The organism is Mesorhizobium qingshengii, from assembly GCF_027563465.1.
Lineage (GTDB): Bacteria > Pseudomonadota > Alphaproteobacteria > Rhizobiales > Rhizobiaceae > Mesorhizobium > Mesorhizobium qingshengii_A.
In genome coordinates this window covers 105,060-128,604 of record NZ_JAPFQA010000009.1, presented here as the reverse complement: position 1 = coordinate 128,604, position 23,545 = coordinate 105,060, and the positions used below count along the sequence as shown (strand labels likewise).

The following is a 23,545-nucleotide window of genomic DNA, read 5'->3' as shown; positions in this document are numbered from 1 at the left end:
CGCTTACGCTTTCGGCTCCCAGATTCCCATTTTGCGCAGAGCGCGCACCTCATCCCTTATCAGGGTCGTCAGCGCCCGGATGACGGTGGTTGTTGGCCGCTGACTCGACGTCGCGAGCAGCAGCTCCCTTTCTATCGACGGATTCTGGATGCGCCAGTAGCTGATCCTGCCTTCCGCAACCAAGTCGTGGCAGCTCGAATAGGACAGGATCGTATAGCCCATTCCTGCCTCCACGAGGCGCAGCGTCGAAGGCATCGCCTCGACCTCGACCTCGATCTTGGGCTCGATGCCGACCGAGCCGAAGATTTGGTCCAGCAGCACCCGCAGTCCATGCGGTCGGGCTGGAAGGATCATCGGTATCTTCGAGACGACGGCAGCATCGACCGGCGACGAACCGAGCTTGCAGGGATCGTCCTTGGCGCCGAGCAGGAACAATTCGTCGCGCAGGATAGGCTCTGCAAGAAGGTTGTTCATGCGCGGCGCGTTGTAAAGCACCGCCACGTCGATCTTTCCCATGACAAGCCATTCGAGAAGATGGCCGCTAAATCCTTCGACCACCCGCATGCTTACCTGCGGGAACTGCTCGCGAAAGTGTTGGACGAGCGGCGCAGTCAGGACAACTCCCACGGATGGAGGCATTCCAAGCACGATCGCACCGCGCGGGTTCGATCGCAGCGCTCCGAGTTCGCTCGCCGCGCGCGAGGACTGCTCGAGGATTGCGGTCGCATAGCTTTGCAGAAGCTTGCCCGCCTCCGTCAGGACAATTCCACGACCGTTGCGGTAAAGAAGCGCGATCCCGACGCTCTCCTCCAGCGACTTGATTTGCCTGCTGAGAACCGGCTGGCTGACCGACAGTGCAACGGCGGCCCGCGAAAAGCTCCCGAATTCGGCCACTGCCGTGAACAGTTGTAGCTGCCTTAGGTCGAACATGGACTTTGCCTCGTCGCACAACGCGGAAGAGCGTATTTCCGTTGGCATGCAACGAAGGCAGGAGTTTGGGATACATCGAAGCCGTTGACAAGCGTTTGGCTGGCCCTTGGCAAAGCTGTTATGCGCGCGGCGAGCATTATCCCGCGTGCAGGAATTGGCCTAGTCTGGGCCGATCCGAAAACTGCCCAAATCCAATATCGATTCGAGAGGAAAAGTCGTGCAGCGTCAAACGCTTGGGTTCATCGGCCTCGGCCGCATGGGTGCGCCGATGGTACGCCGACTGACCGAGGCCGGCCACCATGTGGTCGTCTACGACACGCGGCGGGACGCCGCGCGGGAACTGCCTGCGGAACACACGACATTTGCTGTATCTCCCAAGGCGGTCGCGGATGAAGCCAGCATCGTATTCTGCAGCCTGCCGACGCCCCCCGTCGTCAAGGAAGTGGTTTTGGGTGCGGACGGAATCGCGGCCGGCTCCAAGGTCAAGATCGTGGTCGACGTGTCGACCACCGGACCGACCATGGCCAAGATCATCGCGGAGTCCCTGGCGAGCAAAAGCATTGCATGGGTCGACGCACCGATATCGGGTGGGATCGCAGGCGCGCGCAACGGCACGCTGGCCGTGATGATCTCCTGCCCCAGGCAGACTTATGAGGAAATCGAGCCGGTCCTGGCCAATTTTGGCCGCAGGTTTTATTGCGGAGAAACGCCAGGAAGCGCGCAGGTCGCCAAGCTCGGAAACAACATGATCGCCGCGGGCGTCATTCTGCTGTCGGCCGAGGCTCTCGCAATGGGCGTCAAGGCTGGCTTGGATCCCCAGGTCATGTGCGACATCATCAATGCTTCGAGCGGCCGAAACAGTGCGACGCAGGACAAATTCCCTCGTGCCGTCTTGCCGGGAACCTTCGATTTCGGTTTCTCCACTGCCCTGTCGTACAAGGACGTACGCATGTGTGTCGATGAAAGCGAGAATTTGGGTGTGCCCATGATCGGCGGCTCTGTTGTCCGGCAGATGCTTGCGGCTACCAATGCGCGCTTCGGACCGGATTCGGATTTCACTTCGATGGTTCGCATCATCGAGGAATGGGCTGGCGTGGAGATACGCGCCTAGAGCCCACCTTGTGGAGAGCAGCATATGACGACGCGCTCGATGGAATTGGCAGTTGCGTTGACGAACCTCGCCCCGCCGGTTTTTAGTCCGGCAGCCATCGGCAAGGCCAAGCTGTGCCTGCTCGATTTCCTCGGCTGTGCGTTTGAGGCTTCCGAACTGGAGCCCAGCCAGCAGGCGGTCTCCGCAGTGTCGGCAGCGCCTGGCGGCCACATGATCGGCGAAAGCGCGACGGCGACACCAGCAGATGCCGCCTTTGTGAATGCCGTGAAGGGGCACGGCCTCGTCAGGGAAGACATGCACGCCGCATCGGTCTGCCACCATGGCGTGGTCGTCTGGCCGCTGCTGCTGGCTTTGGCGGAGACGGATACGGTTTCCGGCATGGACCTGCTCCGGTCAGCGGTGGTCGCCTATGAGGTCGGCGGACGCCTTGGAAGAATGCTGATCGATCCGACGCTGTCGTCACTTTTCAGGCCGACAGGACTGGTCGCGCCCATCGGATCGGCATGCGGCGGCGCCTGGATGCTGAAGCTTGGCCCACAGCAGATAGAGGCGGCGATTGCTCTCGCTGCGAACACCGCCTCCGGGCTGAACCAGTGGCCGCAAAGCGGTGGCTCCGACATGTTCTTCCATCCAGGCTTTGCCGTCCGGAATGCCTGGATGGCCGTCCGGCTGGCCGAATCCGGAGCCTTCGGCAGTCCTGACATACTTGAAGGCAGGTCGGGATATTTTGCCGCGCTCGCACGGCGGCCGATGCCTGGCCGGATCGAACTCTTCCCCAACGGAGAGGCGGACATTTTCAATGTCTACCACAAGGCGGCGCCAGCCTGCAATTTTGCCCAGACGGCCTGCCAGACCGCACTGAAGCTCGTCGAGATGATCGGCTCGGATGCCGCACCGGTCGAGCGCATCCGCATCAGCGTACCCGCCGCCGCCGCCGCATATCCAGGATGCGATCGGACAGGACCGTTCGATAGAGCCCTGCAGGCGAAGATGAGCATTCCGTTCGGTGTGGGAGCCGTGTTTGCACACGGCCGGCTGTCCGAGGACATCTACAGCAACCTCGCCGATCCCGAAACGCTGCGCCTGATCAGTGTGAGCGAACTGATTGCCAGCCCGGATCTGACCGCGCTGTTTCCTGGCCAGCAGGGTGCGGCGATCAATGTGGTTCTCGGCGACGGCCGCCAGCTCTCGATGGGACTGCCCGATGTCGTGCCCGCCACCGAGGCGCAGGTGCGCGAGCGCTTCCGCTTGGCGGCGGCGAGTACCCTCGGCGTCGCCGATGCCGAGGCCATCGAAGAATTTGTCGACAGGCTGGACACCAAGAAAGATGCCAGTCGGCTGCTGTCGCTCTGCGCGGCTAAGCGGGTAGCCAGAAGACAAGCAACGCGAACGCCGGCACAAGGGGCTGGCAAACGCACGCGTCTGTCGTCAAGGCAGAGTTTATAAACATTCCCAAACAGGAGCAGTTCATATGTCTAAGGAAGTCTTCGAACGCGGCATGGCGATCCGCAAGGAAGTGCTGGGCAAGGAGTTCGTCGAGAAGTCGTTTGCCGCGGCGGACGACTTCAACCGCCCCATGCAGGAACTCGTCACAGAGTACTGCTGGGGTGCGGTCTGGGGCCGCGAAGAGCTGCCGCGCAAGACGCGCTCAATGTTGAACCTAGCCATGCTCAGCTGCCTCAACAGGCCCCACGAGCTTAAGATGCACACCAAAGGCGCCCTGCGGAATGGTGTCAGCCGCGACGAGATCCGCGAAGTCCTCTTGCAGGTGGCGATCTACGCCGGCGTGCCCGCGGGGGTGGACTCGTTCCGCATCGCGCGCGAGGCCTTTGCCGAGTTCGATGCTGAAAAGGCCTGACCAACGTCTTCTTGGCCGTTGGAGCGGCAGACGGGATCAACATGAAAAAATATCAGATGCTGATCGGCGGCCAATGGGTGGATGCGCTGGATGATCGGACGTTTGACACCGAAAATCCCTTCACCGGCACGGCCTGGGCTCAAATCCCACGCGCCGGTGCGAGGGACGTCGACCGTGCGGTCGCGGCCGCCGCGCAAGCCTTCAACGCGCCGTCATGGTCGGCGTTGAGCGCAAGCGCCCGCGGTGCCTTGATCCGGCGTTTCGCCGATCTTCTCACCACCAATGCCGACCGTCTGGCCGACATCGAAACCCGCGACAATGGCAAGCTGATCGCAGAGATGCGCGGCCAGCTCAGATACATGCCGCAATGGTACTATTATTTCGCCGGGCTGGCCGACAAGGTCGAGGGACGCGTCATCCCGATCGACAAGCCCGGCGTGTTCAACTTTACCCGCGAAGAGCCGCTGGGCGTGGTGGCCGCCATCACCCCGTGGAATTCGCCGTTGATGCTGGCGACATGGAAATTGGCCCCGGCGCTGGCGGCCGGCAACACCATCGTCTGGAAGCCCTCCGAGTTCTCGTCCGCTTCGGCGCTCGAGTTCGGAGCGCTTTTCGAGGAGGCCGGCTTCCCACCCGGGGTCGTCAACATCGTCACCGGCTTCGGCAACGAGATTGGCGAGCACCTGGTGTCTCACCCGGGCGTGGACAAGATTGCGTTCACGGGCGGCGATCGCACCGGCCAGAGCGTCTACCAGATCGCGGCGCGCTCGATAAAGCCCGTCACCCTGGAACTCGGCGGAAAATCCGCCAACATCGTCTTCGAGGACGCGGTGCTGGACGATGCCGTCAAGGGCGTTGTCTCAGGCATTTTCGCGGCCAGCGGCCAGACCTGCATCGCGGGATCGCGGGCGCTCGTTCACCGCTCGATCTATCCGGCTTTCGTCGATGCGCTGGTTGCTTTCGCCAGGACCGCCCGGATCGGCGATCCCTCGCGCGACGACACGCAGGTCGGGCCGATCACGACGCGGCCGCAACTCGCCAAGATCCTTGAATATATCGAGATCGCCAATGCAGAAGGCGCCAAGCTGGCGCTTGGCGGCAAGCGGGCCACCGATCCGGCCTGCGGCGAAGGCTGGTTCGTCGAGCCAACGATCTTCACCGATGTCGGCCCCAAGATGCGCATCGCGCAGGAGGAGGTTTTCGGTCCTGTCCTGGCCATCATCCCCTTCGAAAGCGACGAAGAGGCTATCGAGATCGCCAACGGCACGATCTATGGACTGGCCGCAGGCGTGTGGACGCAAAGCATAACGCGTGCTTTGACCATGTCGCAGAAGCTCAAGGCGGGCACCGTGTGGATCAACACCTACCGGGCGGTGAGCTACATGTCGCCGTTCGGCGGTTTCAAGCGTTCCGGCATCGGCCGCGAAAGCGGCCTGTCCGCGATTCGGGAATATCTGCAGGAGAAGAGCGTCTGGATCGACATCAGTGGCAGCGTGCCCAATCCGTTCGTGCAGCGCTGAAGCCCCGACCATGAACGACGATCGCCACGGCATCCCGTTGATCGGCCAAAGCGTGACCGCCTGGCGCTGCGTGCCATGATAGCCAGGCCGGGCGGATGACATGACGGATCGCCAAAGGATCGCTTTCGTCACCGGTGCCGCGAGCGGCATCGGACGCGCGATTTGCGTGAGCCTGCATGGCAAGGGTTGCCGTATCGTGCTGGCGGATCGTCAGGAAGACCGCCTCGCCGTCCTGGCTGGCGAGCTCGGCGCCGACGTCTTCCCGCTTGCCCTCGACATTACCGACGGCGCGGCCGTTGCCAACTGCCTCGGCCGGCTGCCGCCTGAATTCCGCGACATCGACATACTGGTGAACAATGCCGGTCATGACATCGGCGGGCGTACGCGCTTCGACATCGGATCGGCGGACGACTGGTCGGCGATCATCGAGACCAATCTGATCGGCCTCATGCGCGTGACGCGGGCGATCCTGCCTGGAATGATCGAACGCGGCGTTGGCGACGTCGTCAACATGAGTTCCATCAGCGCGATCCGTATGGTGCCGGACCAGGCACCATACTCTGCCAGCAAGGCTGGCGTACACATGCTGAGCGATATCATTCGCGCCGAACTGGCGGAGACGCCGATACGCGTGATCGAGATCCTGCCAGGGCTTACCCGTACGAACATAGTCGCGTCGCGCCATCGCGGCGACGAGGAGGCGGCTCGAAAATACTTCGAGCGGTTCGGCATGGCGCTCGACCCCGAAGACATCGCCCGGTGCGTCTTGTTCGCGTTGGATCAGCCGCCTCACGTCCAGATCGCGCAGATGTTCGTCCTGCCCACGAACAGGGGATAGCAACTGGCGAACCGGCGCGTCAGTGTCGCGCTGGGGCCAATCTCGCCTGACGATCAGTCTTGGTCGAAGCCAATAGCTGGCCGCCCGCGGGCCGGCCGGTTCCGGCAGGCTGCGACGCTCTCAGTGAACCGCCGCATACATGATCCGGCTTTCGGTTGCCTCGGCGACGTCCATCTCCTCGACGATCCGTCCCTGCCTCGCCACCAGGATGCGGTCTGAAAGCGTCATGATCTCGGGCAGGTAGGACGAAATGACGACGACGGCCATGCCGCTGTCGGCAAGCTCGTTGATGAAGTTGTGAATCTCCACGATCGTTCCAACATCGACGCCACGTGTCGGTTCGTCGAGGATGACCAGCTTGGGTTTCTGGACCAGCGCCTTGGCCAGAACCACCTTCTGCTGGTTGCCGCCGGAAAGTTCGATGACGCGGGCGTCGGCGTCGATCGCCTTGACCCCCAGCCGCTTCGTCCATTCGACGGCCAGCTCCCGGCCCTGCCGGGGGGCTACCGGCGTCAGCGGATTGTCGCCGTTGGCGAGGTCTCCAAGCTGGATGTTGCCGGCAATCGTCATGGTTTCGAAGAAACCTTCGATCTTGCGGTCCTCGGTGACATAGACGATGCCGTCACGCACCGCCGGCCGCGGCGTACGGTAGCGGACGGGCCGGTCTTCAAAGCGCACCGTGCCGCCGTGGAAGTAATCGCGCTTCAGCACCCCGGCAACGATCTTCATCGTTTCAGTGCGTCCCGCGCCGACAAGGCCGAACAGGCCCGTCACCTGTCCGGCGAACACGGAAAACGACGTGTTGCGTACCGTATTGCCCATCGACAGGTTTTCGACGCTGAGAATCTTTCTGCCCATCGGGCGCGCCACGCGCGCCTGGCCGGAATAGAGTTCGCCGGAAAGACTGCGGCCGACCATCGCCTGCACGATCCGCTCGCGATCGAACTTGCTCGTTTCGTCGGTCACGACCACTTTGGCGTCGCGCATCACGGTGATGCGGTCCGACAGATGCAATGCCTCCTCGAGCGCATGGCTGATGAAAATGATCGCGATCCCCTCTTCCTTCAGGCGGCGGGCAAGGTTGAAGAAGTGGAACTTCTCCTCGGGGGTCAGCGTGGCGGTCGGCTCGTCGAAGATGATGAGCCGCGCATTGTGGTGGACGGCGCGCGCGATCTCGACCAATTGCTTTTTTCCGGCCCCCAGGAAGGAGACCTGCGCAGTGGGATCGACGTAAAAATTGAGCGACAGCAGGTAGCGCTGCGCCTGGATGTTCAATCCGCGCAGCCGGTTGAACAGCTTTTCGTCGCCCAGGTAGATATTCTGGGCCACCGACATGGATGGCACCAGATTGGTCTCCTGGAAGACCATCGCTATGCCGCGGTTCAGCGCGTCGGACGGGGAATTCAGTGTTGCCGGCTGGCCGTCCAGCAGCATTTCGCCGGAGCTCGGCTGGTAAACGCCGGCGAGCACTTTCATCAGCGTCGATTTTCCCGCTCCGTTCTCGCCCAAAATGGCGTGTATCTCGCCGGGACGGATTTCGAAATCCACGTTCGAAATCGCCAGGACGCCCCGGAAGTCCTTCGAAACGCCGCGCAATTGGACAAGGGGTGTCATGCTACGTGCCCTGCCAGTTCATGGATCGCCACGATCTTTCCCGATCCCTTTGCCCCAACGAGAAGCCGGCCACCGGCTTCGCACATGGAGGTCACGCCGTGCACGTCGCCATCGGCGCGGCTTTGATAGTTTCGCACCATGGCCATGTCCCTGTCGCAGCGCACGACGAGGCCTGTCGACCAGGTCGGCGACCAGGGCTTCAGCATGTTGAGCTTCTTGCGTGCGCCGCCCTGTATGGGCTCGAGGAAACTTCTCCCGGTGGCCAGCGAGGGCGCGATCCAATAGTCCGGGTCGATCGTTTCGATCATGCGCCTGCGATACTCGTCCTCCTTCAGGACGAATTCGACAAGTGGATTGCGCGGCGCAAACATGGCCAGCCAGAAGCCGCCTTCCGATGCCGGTGCGATGCGACCCGGATAGGCGGGGAGCGAGCCGAGGGCGATCTGTTGGCGTGAGCCGTCGATGCCCATCGAAATCACACGGTGGCGCCACGCCTCCGAGACGAAGAGCCGGTCCTTCGATACGACAATCCCGGACGGAAACGCGAGCCCCGACGCGATCGAAACGGCAGTGCGCGAGCCAATGTCGATACGCCAGATCGACCCCGCCGCCGTCTTCGTCATCAGATCGCGCTTCCAACCGAGCGCTGGATTGCGGTCGGATCCCACCGCGACGAGCAAGGTGGAGCTGTCGGCGAAAGCCATCGCCGTCACACACTGCGCATCGAGCGCCCCGAGCCTGATCAGTTCCGAGGATGCGCCGTCCGGGCTCTCGATGCGGATACCCTCGCCTTCGACGGCGACAGCCAGCAGCTCTGCGCCCGCCGCCATGCTGGTCACGGGTTTGCCCATGCCTCTTGCCCGGCTGATGGAAAGCCCCTGCCCTTCATGGCCAGCCGTCGGCGCCAGCATGTGGATCTCATCAGCGACCGAGCAGAGTATCTGTTGCCCGCAGAGCACGAGATTGTCGACGTCGGCGAGATCCAGCAGCACCGGAGCCGCGTCGAGCTTCGCGTTCGGCCGCAGCGGGCCGTCCATCGGCGGCACGGTGCTGCCTGTCAGATCGAAGCCACGGAAGTTCGCCCAGGCGCGCTTGATGGCACCGATCATGGGCGCGGCCCCCAATAGGCATCCTGCGCGCACCAGTCAGGGTCGGCATCGGGCAGCTTGTAGCGGCCTATCCGGTTGTTTGAAACGCCGCCCAGATACAGCCATCCCCTGTGCTCGCGCATCGAGGTGATCATCGGGTGGTTGCGGCCTCCGAGATCCCACAGATTGTCGAGGATTTCTCCCTTTTCATTGAACTTCACCACGCAGCCGGTGTTGATGTTCGGATAGAGCCATTGATCGGGCGCGACGCGTCGGGCCATGCGCTTGCGGAAGCCGGGCATGCGCATCGCAAGATCGAGAGCTGGCCCGCGCATGCCGAGCAGCGCCAGCCAGTAATTGCCGTCCGAAGACCGGTTGATGTTGTCGGGGTAGCCGGGCAGGCTGGAGATGACACTTTCAGTCTTGCCCTTCTTGGGTCCGTCGAACCAATATCTGCTGATGGAACAGGTCCAGCTCTCGGCGAACATGAAAGACTGTCCGTCGGGACACATCGTGACGCCGTTCGCGAAGACCAGTTTCGGGATCTCGGTGTGCGTCTTGCCCGTCCTCGGATCGTAGCAGATCATGCGTCCGCTCGGCCGGCTTTCCAGCGCGTCGGTCGCCCAGTCCTCCTGCTCGTAACGGATCGTCGCCTCGCTGAAGTAGATGCGGCCGTCGGGCGCGACATCGACGTCATCGGCCAGGCGAAGACGCGAATCGTCGACGACCGACGTCCAGCTCCTGTTCGTCTCGTCGGTGAGCTTGGTAACGGTTCTGTCGGGTGCGACCTGGAACAGGCCCATGCCGCCGATGCAGACGAGCAGGTTTCCGCTGCGGTCGAATGCCATGCCGAGCGGATGGCCGCCGATATGCGCGAACACCTCGGAGCGTTTGTGGTCGGGACCGAAGAAACGGACAATATCGCCATGCCGGGTACCGCAATAGAGATTGTCGTCGCGATCGAGGATGACGTCTTCGGGGCCCTCGATTTGTCCGAGCCCGATGATCTCCACGGAGCGCAAGCGGTCGTTCAGCACATAGGGCGAGCCGGGCGCGTCGACCTTCGGCGCCGGCGGCAGGGAAAGGTAGGCGGGCGAGACATAGACCTTGGCGAGAATGCGGTGGCGGTGCTTCTGCCAGCGCATATCGACGAAGACGGCGGTGAGCAGGATCACTCCAAGGATGGTCGAGGTGATCGGGCCGCTGATGCCGAGGTTGATCAGGCCGTTGGTGAGCATCAGCACCAGCAGGCTGCCGATGATCGCCTTCGCCACCGAGCCCCGGCCGCCGCCGATCGCCGTGCCGCCGAGGACGGCCGCGGTGAGCGCCTGCACTTCGAGCCCGACGCCGGTGTCGGACCCGGTGCTGCCCAGCCGCGCGGCGAACAGGAAGCCGGCCAGCGCGCACATCGTGCTGGAGGCGACATAGGTGAGGAACACCATGAAGCGCACGTCGATGCCGGCGTTGAATGCCGAGCGTCGAGCCCCGCCGACGGCGGTGAGCCGCCACCCGGGGCGCATCCGTGAGAGGACGAGGTGCCAGGAAAGGGCGATAACCAGCGTGATCACCAGCGAGGTCGGAACCCCGAACACCGTGCCTTCGCCGATGAACAGCCAGAGGTCGGACATCGAGAAGCCCGACATCATCGAGGTGGACATCTTCACGAACACGATTTCATAGATCGAGCGGAAGATGATCAGGCTGACCAAGGTGGTCAGGAAGGCGCGCAGGCGCAGGTAGCCGACCAGAACGCCGTTGATGGCGCCGCAACACATGCCCAGGATCAGGATGCCGGCCAGGACGGCCGGTATCGGCAATGCGTAGACGTTCACCCCGATCAGAGAGAACAGGACCGCCAAAGAGAAGACGGAAGCGACCGAAAGGTCGATGCCGCCTGAAATCATCACGACTGTCAGGGCAAGCACCACGAGCCCGAATTCCGCGAACTGCCGGGCGAGGTCGGAAAGGCTCGACAGGGAGAGAAAGTCTGGAATGATCGAGCCCAGCACCACGATCGTGAGCACGAGGGCGGAAAAAGGGATCGCATTGTCGATCCAGCGCTTCGACAGGATCTCCCCGATCAGGTGATCGGGGAGATAGCGCGAACGCAGATAGGCAAGTGTGTCGCTGCTGGCCATGATGATCTTTGATATTCCTCGGTTGGCCTACTTCAGCTGGTCAAGCTGCCAGCAGGTACGCGCACCGATATTGTCCTTCGTCAGCAGCGTGAGCGGCGTGTAGTACGAGGTCTTGCTCTCTCCGGCCTTGGCCGGCGACAGCAGCGACTGCACGATCTGCTGGTTGATCGCATTGCCCTGGAGTGGGACATCGTAGCTGATGATCAGGTCGAGCAGGCCTTTGCTGATGTTGTCGCAACCGATCTGGTTGCCGCCGCCGGACGTGACGACATAGACGTCGTCGGCCTTCCCGGCCGCCTGGATCGCGGCACCCGCGCCCACGTCCTGGTTGTCCCAGTTTCCGACGACGCCACAAAGATCGGGATGCTGCTGCAACACCGTCTCCATGATCGCGCGGGCCTTCGCGGGGTCGTACTGAGCGGCCTGTTCCGACACGATCTTGATCGACGGATCCTTGGCGAAGGTTTGCTTGTAGGCATAAAGTTCATAAAGGTCGGAGGCCGCTGTAGGCTGGCCCCGGATAATGGCGATCTTGCCGGATTTGCCTGACCCCGCGCCGCACTGCTTCACCAGCGCGTCTGCCTCGATATAGCCGACCCGGGACCAGTCGGCGCCGACATAGGCGTCGGTCGGAACGACGGATTCGAGATTGAGCTGGATCACTTTGATGCCGGCGTCCATGGCCCGCTTCAGCAAGCGGGCGTAGGACTGAACGTCGGGATTGTGCGCTATGATGAGGTCGGGCTTTTCGGCGATCAGGGCGGTCAGCGCTCGCGTACCCGCATCCGTGCTCCAGTTCGGATCGCGGATTTCGAGCGTATAGCCGAGATCGGCCGCCTGCTTGCGCATGATCGCGGCCCACCCCTCGGTAAGGTCGAAACCCATCGCCAGGGGGATGAAGACGACGCGCTTTCCCTTCAGCCCGTCGTAGAATGGATTGCGTGACGGGTTATCCAACCCGTCATCGGCATGCGTGGCGCCAACAAGCCCGAGGGCCATCAGGCCTGCGGCGAGAATAGTGCGGATCTTCATGGTTTCCTCCCGTTGAATCGCAAACAAAAGATGTAGTCAGATGTCCCCTTGGCTCTGTTGCGAGGTCTGCTCGTCCCTGGGGTTGATGAAACTGTCCACCATGATCGCGAGCAGAAGGATCAGGCTCTTGATCAGGTTTTGCGTGGTGTAGGTGATGTCGAGGATGGTCATGCCGTTGAGCAGCACGCCGACCAGCAGCGTTCCCACCAGCACGTTGCGCACGCCGCCGCGTCCGCCGCTCAGACTGATTCCACCCAGCACCACGACGAGCAGAACGTCGTAGATCATGGTGGAGTTGTAGACGCGGGTGCTCATGCCGGACACGGCCGCCGCCATGACGATGCCGGCAAGGAAGGCGATCAGCGAACTCACGACATACTGCACCACGATCAGTGGTCGCAGTGGCAAACCGGTGATGCGGGCCGCCAGCGGATTGTCTCCGGCCGCATAGATGAACCGGCCGAAGCGTGTGCGCAAAAGCAGCAGGGCAATCAGCGCAGCAAGCACGGCGAAGGCGGCGATCGGCATCGGCAGCCCGAACAACAAGCCGCGTCCGAGAAAATCAAACCAGGCGACGCCCGCCGGGGTGTTCTGCACGTCGATCTGAAACAGGAAGGCGCGCCCGGATCCGTAGATCACCAGCCCCATGGCCAGGGTCGTGAAGATCGCCGGGATGTCCGCATAGGCAATCAGGATGCCGCTCGCCAAGCCAATGGCGACAGCCAGCAGGAAGCCATATGCCAGGGCGGTTTCGAACGGCGTGCCGGCCTGCGCCATGGACAAGACCCACGACAGCGAGACCACCATCGTGGCCACCATTGCAAGGTCTATTCCCCGGCCGATGACCACCAGCCCCATGCCGAGCCCGAGGATGCCGAGGATCGAGACGCTGCGCACGAGCGCGATGAGGTTGCCGGCGGTCAGGAAATTGTTGAGCGTGAGCGCGAAGATCGCGAACATCGCAACGGCCAGCGCGAACACCACGCCCTCTTGCGACAATCGCATCTTCCCCATCTCGGACCTCCCAGACCGGCCGATGTCGATCCGTGGATGCGAACCTGCGCGATCGGCATCGGGCTGGGACGAACATCCCTTTTTTGGAGAGGCCGAGACAGACCTGTCCATGGAATATCAGTTATGTTGGCTAGCGGCTCTACCGCGAGGGAAGACCGGTCGCGCAGCCAACCCGCGTCATGCCCATTTCAAACGCCGCGTCGAAGACGTGAGGCGTGGTATGCTGCAAGCGCGCGGTTTCCCATGGGCTTCCGGCGCTCTCGCTGTCGGAAGCCCTCGTCAAGCTGACGGGCATAAATCTTCCTCGCCATGGAGGCAGAGGAGCTTCCGCTTCCGCTTCCGCTTCCGCTTCCGCTTCCGCTTCCGCTTCCGCTTCCGCTTCCGCTTCCGCGCCCGCGTTCGGCCGGCGGGCGGTGCTGATGGGCGATTGCGACAAGACCAAGCCGGACATCACGGCCATTCGCATGAATCCCGACAACCATGCGGTTCTTCACTACCTGCGCGGCCAAGCACACGAGGGATTGCATCCCTGTTAGATTGGCGCTCTGTCATGCCGAGGACAAATTGTAACCTTCGCGGAATTCATGCAACCTCGGTCCGGGCCTCGCTCAAGGGCGGCCAATACGACAGCAGGCGTTCCGCTGCCGTGAACGGATCGGATTCGACCTGGGACAGGTCGATTTCTCGTGCGAGATCGGCTGAGAATTCTCGAAATGGTGTGAGATTAATGAGGGGAACGCCGACCAGGACGGGAACGGAAAGTTCGAGCGCCTTGGCGATCAGGCTCCTGAACCCGCCGCCTTCAACCTCGGTCTTTCCGAATTTGCAGAGGACCAGAAGATCGGTTTGAGTTGACAACTGCACTTCGGCGGCCGTGCAGGCGCGGAGCAGCCGGTCGGTATTCAATACGCAGCCTCGTGCGTGAGGACCTCGATCGTCCGATATCGCGTGAAGCACGCCTGTGGCGAGGTCCCGCAGAAACATGTCGCATTTTACGCGACCCGGTTTCCGCTCGCTACGCTGTATGAGGCCGGCCAATTGCATGCCTTGCTCGGACATGGCTGCGGTGAATTCCTGCAAAAAAGCCTCGAACCTGGGACCGTCTGAATAAACGATCGCGGTGATTGGATAACCAGGGCGGCCGGTCTGCATGCGGAGTTCCCTTCCCGTAAGAATCTGCGTCAGTTAACCTCGAACCGCGGCTGGTCGAACGGAAGCACCTCGAGGCGTGTGCCAACGTCGACACGCATTGATGCTCCGGGCACGACGGCAACGGCGTCGGCGAACACCATGGGCATCATTCTGTGCGAGCCGCCCGGCCCGCTGCGATGTGCGGTCAATCGCCCCTGCTTGACGTTCAGGCGGACCGGCAGCAGTTCCGTGCGATCCGGCTTGCGGCTGTGTGTAAAGCTCATTTCGGCCGTGACGCGGGTTGCTGGAGCTTGACCAAGAAGGGCCTTCATCATCGGGCGCACGAAGGCGAGCGCGCCAAAAGCCGCAGCTTGCGGGTTGCCGGGCAGGCCGACGAAATACGCGCGTCCAAGCGTGCCGAACGCCAGCGGCTTGCCAGGCTTCATCGCCACCTTGACGATGTCGAGTTGGCCCCCCGCACGTATGACGGCTTCGCGCACATGATCTTTTTCTCCTACCGACATGCCGGCGGTGACGATCACAAGGTCGGCCGAGCCCGCGATGCTTTCGAGCGCATGCGTGATGGCGGTCAGGTCGTCACGAACGGTCAGCGTCGAGACATGGGCGTTGGGTGCTTCCAGCATCGCGGCGAGCATGGGGCCATTGGAGTCGTAAATGGCGCCGGAGGGAAGTGGCTCGCCTGCATGGCGCAGCTCTGAACCGGTCACGACGACCACGATCCGCAGGGGGCAGGCAACCGAAACCGTCGCAATGCCAAGCGCAGTTAGAAGCGCAACTTCGGTCCAGCCGATCACGCGGCCCGGACGAAGGATAGTCGTGCCCTGTTTTACATCCTCGCCAACCCGACGAATATGGGTGCCGGCTTCGACGTCGAGCCCGAACTGCAGGAGATCACCCCTGCGGGTCGCGTGCTCCTGCATGACGACGGTATCCGCGCCGCTTGGCAATGCGGCACCGGTCATAACGCGATGGGCTGTCCCCGGTGCCAACACGTCCGGTTTGTCGCCAGCGCAGGTGCGTCCGGAAATCGGCAGGACCAAAGGCACGCCGTTCTTGCCTGAAAGGCGGATCGCATATCCATCCATTGCCGCCTGGTCGAATGGCGGAAGTGCACGCGGAGCTTCGATCGTGTCGGCCAGAATGCGTCCTACGGCATGCGCCAACGACACGTCTTCCTTCTGATAGAGCGGCTGAGCGAGTGCAACGGCCGCCTGTCGCGCGGTCTCGAAGGACACCATCTGGATGCCCTGACCGAAGCAGCCATTGCGTAGTGCACGCATCGTCAGGCCGCCTTCGTCCCCGGTAGGGACTTCTCGAGAATTGCGCGCATGGCCGCGAGGCCAGGATCTTCCGCCCGGTTCATGAGACCAATGAGCTGGGTCCAATGTTCATCGGACGCGGTGTCCACGAAATTACGAACGGCGGAGCCGACGATCTCGGCTGGCAAGCGACCGGACGCATCAGCCGCCGCAGCCAAACGGGCCAGCAAGGCGGGCTCGTCGAATGCCGCGACGAGACCCATGGCGACATTCGGGTCATCCAGCGAGGCAATCAGGTTCCCCAGCATCGCATCGTCCTCACTGCACCAACGGCGAAGATGAGCCGTCGAGATCAATCCCGCGTATATCCGCCTGGCCGACGAGCAGGGACACGTATTGCGCTGCCGCTTGTCGATTGACGTGCTCGGTCAAGTAGGCGGCGATCCGCTCCCGCACGGCCTCGAACGGGAGCTGGCGGCCATCGATCCGCCGCGTCAGGCGGATGAGGTGGAAGCCGTAACGCGTCTCCACCGGAGGCGAGATGTCGCCGGGGACGAGATTGATCAGAGCGGCTTCGAATTCCGGGGTCGTGTCGCCCGGTCCGATCTGACCGAGGCTGCCACCGATGGCCCCCGATGGGCAATCCGAGCAGTCCTGCGCCAGGGCCGTGAAACGCTCCGGTGCAATTGCCAGCGCCGCTCTGAGCGATAGCGCCTTTTCTCGCGCCGCGGCGAAGGCTTCGCTTTCATCGCGGCGGGCGCCGATGAGAATGTGATCGGCCTCGTAGAGCGATGGCGTCACGAAGCGGTGAAGGTTGTTCTCATAGAAGCGGCGCAGCGTTTCTTCGTCTGCTTCCGGAACACGAACTTCGTGTTCGATGAGGCTGCGCACCTGGGCGTCCTCCACCGTTTCCTGGCGCCCGTCCTCATCGGTCTTCTGCTCGACGCCGACATCGAGCCGCCGCGCTTCCTGCAGCAGCAATTCGCGAATGACCAGCGCTCGGGTCGCCGCCTTCCAGCCCTCGCCGGGGTTGCGCGCGGGAAAGTTCTGCACCTCGGCGGCAATCGCCTTACGCGAGATCGTCACACCATTGACCGTTACTGGCGGCATCGCCACGCGCTCGCGCGACGGAGTCGTGTCGGGTGTCGCGGGCCCGTGCTCGTGCGGATGTTCGCAGGATGGTGCGCGGCTGGCGGCGTGATCGATGATGAGAGCGGTCATGACTTACTCCGCAGGTTGGCGGGTGGGACGAGCAACTGCAGGCCGCACCGACGCAGGAGACCGAGCTGGCGACATGGGGGTGGGCACCCGCCGCCCCGCAAAACGCGTGCGCACCACCTGGTAGCCGGGGCGCCCGAGATACCAGATCGGAGCACTCCATACGTGAACCAGCCTTGTGAACGGGAACACCAGGAAGATGGTCATACCGAGCAGGAGATGCGCCTTGAAGATCGGGTTGACGTCGGCGACATAGGCCGCGGCCGCTGGCTGCAAAGTGAGAATGCCCTGCGCCCAGTTCATGAATTTCACCATCTCGTGGCCATCCATGTGACCGAGCGAAACGAAGATGGTGGAGAGGCCAAGAGTGAGTTGCAGCCAGAGCAGCAACAGAATGGCGATGTCGCCGGGGGCGGACGTGTTGCGGATGCGGGCATCGAACAGCCGACGATGGGCGAGAAGCGCGATACCGATAAAACAGGCAATGCCGGCAATGCCGCCGACCGTGATGGCGAGCCCCTGCTTGAAGCTATGAGAGATGCCGAGCGCATCGAATACCCAGATCGGCGTCAGCAGACCGACGAAATGCCCGCCAAAAATCGCCAGGATGCCCACATGGAAGAGATTGGAGCCCCAGCGGAGCTGTCGCCGCCGCAGAAGCTGGGACGAACCCGTCTTCCACGTATATTGCTCGCGGTCGAAACGGATCAGGCTCCCAAGCAGGAAGACGGTCAGGCAGAGATAGGGATACCAGCCAAAAAGCGCGTCGTTGATTGCGGTGGACATCGCTTGCCTCCAGGTCAGGTCACGTTGTGCCGCGCGTCGCGGTTCGCGGCGCGCATCTGGATTCTCAGCCGATCGACGGAACAGCCGTCGGTCGCATTTCCCGGGCCGAAAGTGACGGCTGTTTCTTCCCAGGCGGCATCGATGGACGCCAGGTCGTCGGGCTCGTCATTGATCTCGACTGTGTCGGCGACAACAGCCGTTTCGTTGACGATCGAGAGCGCGGCCGCGAACACAGCAGCATAGCCTCCGTTTCGCTTGGCCAGCCTTTCCTCGAGCAGCGAGAAGATATGAGCGGTCTCCTTGAGCAGCCCGCGCGCCTCATCGAGCGGGCGAGCGGACAGAAACTCCAGGAAAAGCGGGATGAAATCGGGCAATTCATTCGCCGCGATGAGCAGCCCCCCGCGCCGATAATGTTCGACCAGATCGACCATTGCCTGGCCGCGATCGCGGCTCTCGCCGTGGATATGTTCAAACAGATGCAGGGAGTGGCGGCGCGTCTTGTCGAACAACTCCACATAGCGCTCCTGGAGATCGTACAGATCCAGAGTGGCCAGATCGGTAAGCAGAGGGCGCAGTTGCTCCCTTGCTTCGTCCGATATCAGCCCTTCGGCCTCGATCGCCGAGGTAATTTCGGGGATCGCCGGGGAAAGGTCCTCCGACGGATAGGCAAGGAGCGCCGAGAGCGCCCTGAAGGTCCTGTTCGAAACCGGGGCGGTCATCACGCGATCTCCATCGGGTTCGTTGGCCGCTTGGTCTGCTTGGTGCCAAAAAGGTTCGTCTCACTGGAGCCGCCCGAGCAGCCGTTTCCGAAGGAGAAGCCACAGGAGCCGCGCATGTCCTGCGCGTCTTCACTCCATTCGCGATGCGCCGTCGGGATGACAAAACGATCCTCGTAATTCGCGATCGCCATCACCTTGTACATTTCGTCGATAGCCGTTCCCGTCAGGCCGACCCGCGCCGCGATCGACTCGTCGAGGCGGCCGTCGATCGTCTTCGCCCGCATGTAGCTACGCATCGCGAGCATGCGCTCGAGCGCGAGAGCAACAGGCTCCTCCTTGCCCGCCGTCAGCAGATTGGCGAGATACTGGAGCGGGATGCGCAGGCTGCGCACATCAGGCATGTCGCCGTCGACGCCCATCTTGCCAGCGGCGGCCGCCGACTGGATGGGTGACAGCGGCGGTACGTACCAGACCATCGGCAGGGTGCGGTATTCCGGATGGAGCGGGAAGGCGATTTTCCATTCCATCGCCATCTTCCAGACGGGCGACAGTTTGGCCGCTTCCAGCCAATTGTCGGGAACCCCGTCAGCGCGGGCCTGGGCGATAACGGCCGGGTCGTTCGGATTGAGGAAAACGTCGAGCTGCGCCTGATAGAGATCCTTCTCATCGGGAGTGCTGGCGGCCGCCTCGATACGATCCGCATCGTAAAGGATCACGCCGAGATAGCGGATGCGCCCGACGCAGGTTTCCGAACACACCGTCGGCTGCCCCGCCTCGATACGGGGATAGCAGAAGATGCACTTCTCCGATTTTCCCGACGACCAGTTGTAGTAGATCTTCTTGTAGGGGCAGCCGGAGACGCACATGCGCCATCCCCGGCATTTGTCCTGGTCGATCAGGACGATGCCGTCCTCCTCGCGTTTGTAGATGGCACCCGAGGGACATACAGCCGCGCAGGTCGGATTGAGGCAGTGCTCGCACAGCCGCGGCAGATACATCATGAAGGTGTTTTCGAACTGGCCGTATATGTCCTTCTGGACGCCCTCGAAGTTCACGTCCTTCGAACGCTTCTCGAACTCGCCGCCGAGGATCTCCTCCCAGTTCGGGCCCCATTCGATCTTTTCCATGCGCTCGCCGGTGATCGCCGAACGCGGACGAGCGGTCGGGAAGGCCTTCGATTCTTTCGCCGTATGCAGGTGTTCGTAGTCAAAAGTGAACGGCTCGTAATAGTCGTCGATCTCCGGCAGGTCCGGGTTGGCGAAGATGTTGGCGAGGATTCGCCATTTGGCACCCATCTTCGGCTCAATGCGGCCGTTCTTCTTGCGCCGCCAACCGCCATTCCATTTCTTCTGGTTCTCCCATTCCTTGGGATAGCCGACGCCGGGCTTGGTCTCGACATTGTTGAACCAGGCGTATTCGACGCCTTCCCGGTTGGTCCAGACGTTCTTGCAGGTGACGGAGCAGGTGTGGCACCCGATGCATTTGTCGAGATTCAGCACCATCGCGATCTGAGCGCGGATTTTCATTCTGCAGCCTCCTTCGGCGCTTCGGACTCGAGCGGCCCTTCCAGCCAATCGACATTGGCCATCTTGCGGACGACGATGAATTCATCGCGGTTGGAACCCACGGTGCCGTAGTAGTTGAAGCCATAGGATTGCTGGGCGTAGCCGCCGATCATGTGGGTGGGTTTCAGCACCGTCCTGGTGACCGAGTTGTGGATGCCGCCCCGGTTGCCGGTCATCTCCGATCCGGGCGTATTCACGATCTTTTCCTGGGCGTGATACATCATCATCATGCCCGGCTTGATGCGCTGGGAGACGACGGCACGCGCGGTCAGCGCGCCGTTGATGTTGAAGACCTCGACCCAGTCATTGTCGACCAGGCCCGCCGACTTGGCGTCGGTCTCGGAGATCCACACCACCGGGCCACCGCGGTTGAGCGTCAGCATCAGCAGGTTGTCCGTATAGGTGGAATGGATGCCCCACTTCTGGTGTGGCGTGATGAAGTTGAGGACGATTTCCTTATGCCCGTTGGGTCGGACATCCTTGATGCCCGGGATCGTCTTGAGATCGACTGGAGGCTTCCAGGTGACTAGCCCCTCGCCGAAGGCCCGCATCCAGAGGTGATCCTGGTAGAGCTGCTGGCGGCCGGTCAATGTCCGCCACGGGATCAATTCATGGACGTTGGTATAGCCGGCGTTGTAGCAGACCTTCTCGCTTTCGATGCCGGACCAGGTTGGCGAAGAGATGATCTTGCGCGGCTGCGCCTGGATATCGCGAAAGCGTATCTTCTCGTCTTCCTTCGGCAAGGCAAGGTGTGCATGCTCCCGGCCGGTGATTGCCGACAGGGCTTCCCATGCCTTGATCGCGACCTCGCCATTGGTCTCCGGCGCGAGCATGAGAATCACCTCGGCGGCGTCGATGTCGGTCTCGATCTTCGGCAAGCCCTTGGCCGCACCCTCGATGTGCACGCCGTTCAGCGCTCCGAGCGCCTCGACTTCGTGCTTGGTGTCCCAGGAAATGCCTTTGCCCCCGTTGCCCACTTTCGCCATCAGCGGTCCCACCGCCGTGAACTGGGCGTAGAGATTGGGATAATCACGGGTGACGAGCGCCACTGACGGCATTGTCTTGCCCGGGATCGGCTCGACTTCGCCGAGCTTCCAGTCCTTGACGTCGAGGGCCTGGGCCATCTCGGCCGGGCTGTCATGCTGGATCGGAGTGAGAACCACATCCTGCTCGATGCCCAGCACCTCGGGCGACACTTCCGAGAAAGCCTTGGCGAGGCCCTTGTAAATCTCCCAGTCGGAGCGCGACTCCCATGCCGGATCCACCGCCGCCGACAGCGGATGGATGAAGGGATGCATGTCGGACGTGTTGAGGTCGTTCTTCTCGTACCAGGTCGCTGTTGGCAGCACGATGTCGGAGTAGACGCAGGTGGTCGACATGCGGAAGTCCAGCGTGACCAGGAGGTCGAGCTTTCCCTGCGGCGCCGTCTCGTGCCAGACGACTTCGGTGTTGCGGACCGCGCCTTCCGGACCGAGGTCCTTACCCATCACACCGTGGGTGGTGCCGAGCAGATGCTTGAGGAAATACTCATGTCCCTTGCCGGATGAACCGAGCAGGTTCGAACGCCAGACGAACATGTTGCGCGGCCAGTTGGCGGGATCATCGGGGTCGTGGCAGGACAGTTCCAGTTCGCCGGATTTCAGCGCCTTGGCGACATAGTCCTTCGGCTCGAGGCCGGCGGCCTTGGCCTTGGCGGCGATCGCCAGCGGGTTCTGCTTCAGCTGGGGCGCCGAGGGCAGCCAGCCCATGCGTTCGGCGCGGACATTGTAGTCGATAAAGCTCTTGTTCCAGTCGCCCTCGGGCGCGGTCGGCGACAGTATTTCGGCGGCCGTCAGGGTCTCGTAGCGCCACTGGTCGGTCTGCGCATAGAAGAAGGAGGTCGAGTTCATGTGCCGGGGCGGCCGGTTCCAATCGAGCGCGAAAGCAAGCGGCGTCCAGCCGGTCTGCGGTCGCAGCTTCTCCTGCCCGACGTAATGCGACCAACCGCCACCTGACTGGCCTATGGCTCCGCAGAAAACCAGGAGATTGATGATCCCCCGGTAGGTCATGTCCATGTGGTACCAGTGATTGACGCCCGCGCCGAGGATCACCATCGAGCGGCCGTTGGTCTTTTCCGCATTGGTGGCGAACTCACGCGCAACCGTGATGATCGCATCGCGGTTCACGCCAGTGATACGCTCCGCCCAAGCGGGCGTGAACGGCACATCCTCGTCATAGCTCTTGGCCGCGTGATCGCCGCCGAAGCCCCGGTCGAGGCCGTAATTGGCCATCATCAGGTCGTGCACGGTGGCGACTGCCACCTGGGAGCCGTCGCTCAGCTTGATCCGCCGGACCGGAAGGTTGCGGGTGAGAATTTCACCATGATCGGTCGAGACGAAATGCTCGGTGGCGCGCCCGCCAAAATACGGAAAATCGACAGGTACGATCTTGGATTTCTTACCAGCAAGCGTCAGCCTGAGCCGAATGTCCTGGCCATTGCCGTCCTTCTCCTCGAGGTTCCATTTGGCGCCCTCGCCCCAGCGATAGCCGATCGAACCGCGCGGCGAGACGAGGGCGTCCGTGGCCTCGTCGATCGCGACCGTTTTCCATTCCGGATTGTTGCTCTCGCCCAGACCACCAGCGATCTCCGAAGCCCGCAGGAGCCGTTCTGGAACAAACCGGCCATCGCGTTCCGTGAGGCGAACCAGGAACGGCAAGTCGGTGTATTTGCGGGCGTAATCGTCGAAATACGGAACCGTGCGATCGAGGTAATATTCGCGCAGGATGACGTGGCCCATGGCAAGTGCCAGCGCGGCGTCGGTCCCCTGCTTCGGGTTGAGCCAGATGTCGGCGAACTTGGTCGCCTCGGCGTAGTCCGGGCTGACGACCGCGCTCTTCGTGCCCTTGTATCGAACTTCGGTATAGAAGTGCGCATCGGGCGTGCGTGTCTGCGGCACGTTGGAACCCCAGACGATGATGAAGCCGGCATTGTACCAGTCGGCGCTTTCAGGAACGTCGGTCTGCTCGCCCCAGGTCTGGGGGCTCGCCGGCGGCAGGTCGCAATACCAATCATAGAACGACATGCACACGCCGCCCATCAGCGACAGGTAGCGCGAGCCCGCCGCGTAGGAGACCATCGACATGGCCGGGATCGGCGAGAAGCCGATGACACGGTCGGGACCATGAGCCTTTACCGTATAGGCATTGGCCGCCGCGATGAGTTCGTTCACCTCGTCCCAGGTCGCGCGCACGAAACCGCCATGGCCGCGGATAGAGATGTAGGATTTCCGCTTGTCCGCATTCTCGACGATCGAGGCCCAGGCGGCGACGGGCGGCATGGTGGCGCGCGCGGCACGCCACAGCTTCAGCAGCCGGCCGCGGATCATCGGGTATTTCACCCGCGCGCCGGAATAAAGGTACCAGCTGTAGGAGGCGCCGCGCGCGCAGCCGCGCGGTTCGTGGTTGGGAAGATCGGGCCGCGTGCGCGGATAGTCGGTCTGCTGCGTCTCCCAAGTGACGATGCCGCCTTTGACATAGATCTTCCACGAGCAGGAGCCGGTGCAGTTCACGCCATGGGTGGAGCGCACGATCTTGTCGTGCTGCCAGCGTTTGCGGTAGCCGTCCTCCCAGGAGCGATCCTCGTTCGTGACGATGCCGTGGCCGTCCGAGAAGCTGTCAACGGTCTTGCGGAAGAAGGTTAGCCGGTCGAGAAAATGCGACATTG

20 protein-coding genes are annotated in these 23,545 nt (G+C 62.5%); 5 read left to right on the top strand and 15 right to left on the bottom strand.

Features of this window, described 5'->3' with window-relative positions; genetic code table 11:
• Positions 1 to 3: 3 nt before the first annotated feature.
• The gene (locus OOJ09_RS20320) at positions 4 to 951 is read right to left on the bottom strand and encodes a LysR substrate-binding domain-containing protein (protein ID WP_269906899.1); all 948 of its coding nucleotides are present in this window, start codon (positions 949 to 951) and stop codon (positions 4 to 6) included.
• A 151-nt stretch (positions 952 to 1,102) separates the two neighbouring features.
• On the opposite strand from OOJ09_RS20320, the gene OOJ09_RS20315 reads away from it, so the two are divergent.
• The 5 genes from OOJ09_RS20315 (at position 1,103) to OOJ09_RS20295 (ending at position 6,257) form a co-directional block, all read left to right on the top strand.
• Positions 1,103 to 2,041, top strand: coding sequence for an NAD(P)-dependent oxidoreductase (locus OOJ09_RS20315; RefSeq protein ID WP_333474477.1), 939 nt, complete (start codon positions 1,103 to 1,105; stop codon positions 2,039 to 2,041).
• A gap of 24 nt (positions 2,042 to 2,065) precedes the next feature.
• Positions 2,066 to 3,487 (top strand): MmgE/PrpD family protein, encoded by a 1,422-nt coding sequence (locus OOJ09_RS20310; protein WP_269906898.1) that lies wholly within the window; start codon positions 2,066 to 2,068, stop codon positions 3,485 to 3,487.
• Between the two features lie 25 nt (positions 3,488 to 3,512).
• Positions 3,513 to 3,899 (top strand): carboxymuconolactone decarboxylase family protein, encoded by a 387-nt coding sequence (locus OOJ09_RS20305; protein ID WP_269906897.1) that lies wholly within the window; start codon positions 3,513 to 3,515, stop codon positions 3,897 to 3,899.
• Between the two features lie 41 nt (positions 3,900 to 3,940).
• The gene (locus tag OOJ09_RS20300) at positions 3,941 to 5,419 is read left to right on the top strand and encodes an aldehyde dehydrogenase (RefSeq protein ID WP_269906896.1); all 1,479 of its coding nucleotides are present in this window, start codon (positions 3,941 to 3,943) and stop codon (positions 5,417 to 5,419) included.
• A 100-nt stretch (positions 5,420 to 5,519) separates the two neighbouring features.
• A complete protein-coding gene (locus tag OOJ09_RS20295; RefSeq protein ID WP_269906895.1) occupies positions 5,520 to 6,257 on the top strand; it encodes an SDR family oxidoreductase in 738 nt (245 codons plus the stop codon).
• Between the two features lie 120 nt (positions 6,258 to 6,377).
• Here OOJ09_RS20295 and OOJ09_RS20290 read toward each other — a convergent pair whose 3' ends face one another.
• The 14 genes from OOJ09_RS20290 to OOJ09_RS20225 form a co-directional block, all read right to left on the bottom strand.
• The gene (locus tag OOJ09_RS20290) at positions 6,378 to 7,871 is read right to left on the bottom strand and encodes a sugar ABC transporter ATP-binding protein (protein WP_269906894.1); all 1,494 of its coding nucleotides are present in this window, start codon (positions 7,869 to 7,871) and stop codon (positions 6,378 to 6,380) included.
• Positions 7,868 to 8,980 (bottom strand): strictosidine synthase, encoded by a 1,113-nt coding sequence (locus tag OOJ09_RS20285; protein ID WP_269906893.1) that lies wholly within the window; start codon positions 8,978 to 8,980, stop codon positions 7,868 to 7,870. Before OOJ09_RS20285 ends, OOJ09_RS20290 begins: the two co-directional genes overlap by 4 nt.
• Positions 8,977 to 11,097, bottom strand: a complete 2,121-nt coding sequence (locus OOJ09_RS20280) for an ABC transporter permease (protein ID WP_269906892.1) — start codon at positions 11,095 to 11,097, stop codon at positions 8,977 to 8,979. Before OOJ09_RS20280 ends, OOJ09_RS20285 begins: the two co-directional genes overlap by 4 nt.
• A 27-nt stretch (positions 11,098 to 11,124) precedes the next feature.
• Positions 11,125 to 12,129 carry a sugar ABC transporter substrate-binding protein gene (locus tag OOJ09_RS20275; protein ID WP_269906891.1) on the bottom strand — a complete coding sequence of 335 codons (1,005 nt, stop codon included), beginning with the start codon at positions 12,127 to 12,129 and terminating at the stop codon, positions 11,125 to 11,127.
• Positions 12,130 to 12,165: 36 nt separating this feature from the next.
• A complete protein-coding gene (locus tag OOJ09_RS20270; RefSeq protein WP_269906890.1) occupies positions 12,166 to 13,143 on the bottom strand; it encodes an ABC transporter permease in 978 nt (325 codons plus the stop codon).
• 139 nt (positions 13,144 to 13,282) lie between these two features.
• Entirely contained in the window at positions 13,283 to 13,603 is a 321-nt protein-coding gene (locus OOJ09_RS20265; RefSeq protein ID WP_269906889.1) for a hypothetical protein, read from the bottom strand.
• A 122-nt stretch (positions 13,604 to 13,725) separates the two neighbouring features.
• On the bottom strand, positions 13,726 to 14,295 hold the full coding sequence (locus tag OOJ09_RS20260; RefSeq protein ID WP_269906888.1) for a DUF2478 domain-containing protein: 570 nt from the start codon (positions 14,293 to 14,295) through the stop codon (positions 13,726 to 13,728).
• A 29-nt stretch (positions 14,296 to 14,324) separates the two neighbouring features.
• Positions 14,325 to 15,575 (bottom strand): gephyrin-like molybdotransferase Glp, encoded by a 1,251-nt coding sequence (gene glp, locus OOJ09_RS20255; protein ID WP_269906887.1) that lies wholly within the window; start codon positions 15,573 to 15,575, stop codon positions 14,325 to 14,327.
• 2 nt (positions 15,576 to 15,577) lie between these two features.
• Positions 15,578 to 15,862 carry a hypothetical protein gene (locus OOJ09_RS20250; protein ID WP_269906886.1) on the bottom strand — a complete coding sequence of 95 codons (285 nt, stop codon included), beginning with the start codon at positions 15,860 to 15,862 and terminating at the stop codon, positions 15,578 to 15,580.
• A 10-nt stretch (positions 15,863 to 15,872) separates the two neighbouring features.
• Positions 15,873 to 16,775, bottom strand: coding sequence for a peptidylprolyl isomerase (locus OOJ09_RS20245; RefSeq protein WP_269906885.1), 903 nt, complete (start codon positions 16,773 to 16,775; stop codon positions 15,873 to 15,875).
• Between the two features lie 3 nt (positions 16,776 to 16,778).
• A complete protein-coding gene (gene narI, locus OOJ09_RS20240; RefSeq protein WP_269906884.1) occupies positions 16,779 to 17,558 on the bottom strand; it encodes a respiratory nitrate reductase subunit gamma in 780 nt (259 codons plus the stop codon).
• A gap of 14 nt (positions 17,559 to 17,572) precedes the next feature.
• Positions 17,573 to 18,277, bottom strand: coding sequence for a nitrate reductase molybdenum cofactor assembly chaperone (narJ, locus tag OOJ09_RS20235; RefSeq protein ID WP_269906883.1), 705 nt, complete (start codon positions 18,275 to 18,277; stop codon positions 17,573 to 17,575).
• Positions 18,277 to 19,803 (bottom strand): nitrate reductase subunit beta, encoded by a 1,527-nt coding sequence (gene narH, locus OOJ09_RS20230; RefSeq protein WP_269906882.1) that lies wholly within the window; start codon positions 19,801 to 19,803, stop codon positions 18,277 to 18,279. The genes narJ and narH overlap by 1 nt, the downstream gene beginning before the upstream one ends.
• The gene (locus OOJ09_RS20225; RefSeq protein WP_269906881.1) at positions 19,800 to 23,543 is read right to left on the bottom strand and encodes a nitrate reductase subunit alpha; all 3,744 of its coding nucleotides are present in this window, start codon (positions 23,541 to 23,543) and stop codon (positions 19,800 to 19,802) included. The genes narH and OOJ09_RS20225 overlap by 4 nt, the downstream gene beginning before the upstream one ends.
• Between the last annotated feature and the right edge of the window lie 2 nt (positions 23,544 to 23,545).

Bases quoted from the DNA above. Each gene is read 5' to 3' on its own strand.
- narJ (WP_269906883.1), bottom strand. From the start codon at position 18,277: ATGACCGCCCCGGTTTCGAACAGGACCTTCAGGGCGCTCTCGGCGCTC.
- OOJ09_RS20265 (WP_269906889.1), bottom strand. From the start codon at position 13,603: ATGGCCGTGATGTCCGGCTTGGTCTTGTCGCAATCGCCCATCAGCACC.
- OOJ09_RS20270 (WP_269906890.1), bottom strand. From the start codon at position 13,143: ATGGGGAAGATGCGATTGTCGCAAGAGGGCGTGGTGTTCGCGCTGGCC.
- OOJ09_RS20280 (WP_269906892.1), bottom strand. From the start codon at position 11,097: ATGGCCAGCAGCGACACACTTGCCTATCTGCGTTCGCGCTATCTCCCC.
- OOJ09_RS20310 (WP_269906898.1), top strand. From the start codon at position 2,066: ATGACGACGCGCTCGATGGAATTGGCAGTTGCGTTGACGAACCTCGCC.
- OOJ09_RS20260 (WP_269906888.1), bottom strand. From the start codon at position 14,295: ATGCAGACCGGCCGCCCTGGTTATCCAATCACCGCGATCGTTTATTCA.
- OOJ09_RS20305 (WP_269906897.1), top strand. From the start codon at position 3,513: ATGTCTAAGGAAGTCTTCGAACGCGGCATGGCGATCCGCAAGGAAGTG.
- OOJ09_RS20285 (WP_269906893.1), bottom strand. From the start codon at position 8,980: ATGATCGGTGCCATCAAGCGCGCCTGGGCGAACTTCCGTGGCTTCGAT.
- OOJ09_RS20290 (WP_269906894.1), bottom strand. From the start codon at position 7,871: ATGACACCCCTTGTCCAATTGCGCGGCGTTTCGAAGGACTTCCGGGGC.
- OOJ09_RS20250 (WP_269906886.1), bottom strand. From the start codon at position 15,862: ATGCTGGGGAACCTGATTGCCTCGCTGGATGACCCGAATGTCGCCATG.
- OOJ09_RS20300 (WP_269906896.1), top strand. From the start codon at position 3,941: ATGAAAAAATATCAGATGCTGATCGGCGGCCAATGGGTGGATGCGCTG.
- glp (WP_269906887.1), bottom strand. From the start codon at position 15,575: ATGCGTGCACTACGCAATGGCTGCTTCGGTCAGGGCATCCAGATGGTG.
- OOJ09_RS20295 (WP_269906895.1), top strand. From the start codon at position 5,520: ATGACGGATCGCCAAAGGATCGCTTTCGTCACCGGTGCCGCGAGCGGC.
- narH (WP_269906882.1), bottom strand. From the start codon at position 19,803: ATGAAAATCCGCGCTCAGATCGCGATGGTGCTGAATCTCGACAAATGC.
- OOJ09_RS20275 (WP_269906891.1), bottom strand. From the start codon at position 12,129: ATGAAGATCCGCACTATTCTCGCCGCAGGCCTGATGGCCCTCGGGCTT.
- narI (WP_269906884.1), bottom strand. From the start codon at position 17,558: ATGTCCACCGCAATCAACGACGCGCTTTTTGGCTGGTATCCCTATCTC.
- OOJ09_RS20225 (WP_269906881.1), bottom strand. From the start codon at position 23,543: ATGTCGCATTTTCTCGACCGGCTAACCTTCTTCCGCAAGACCGTTGAC.
- OOJ09_RS20245 (WP_269906885.1), bottom strand. From the start codon at position 16,775: ATGACCGCTCTCATCATCGATCACGCCGCCAGCCGCGCACCATCCTGC.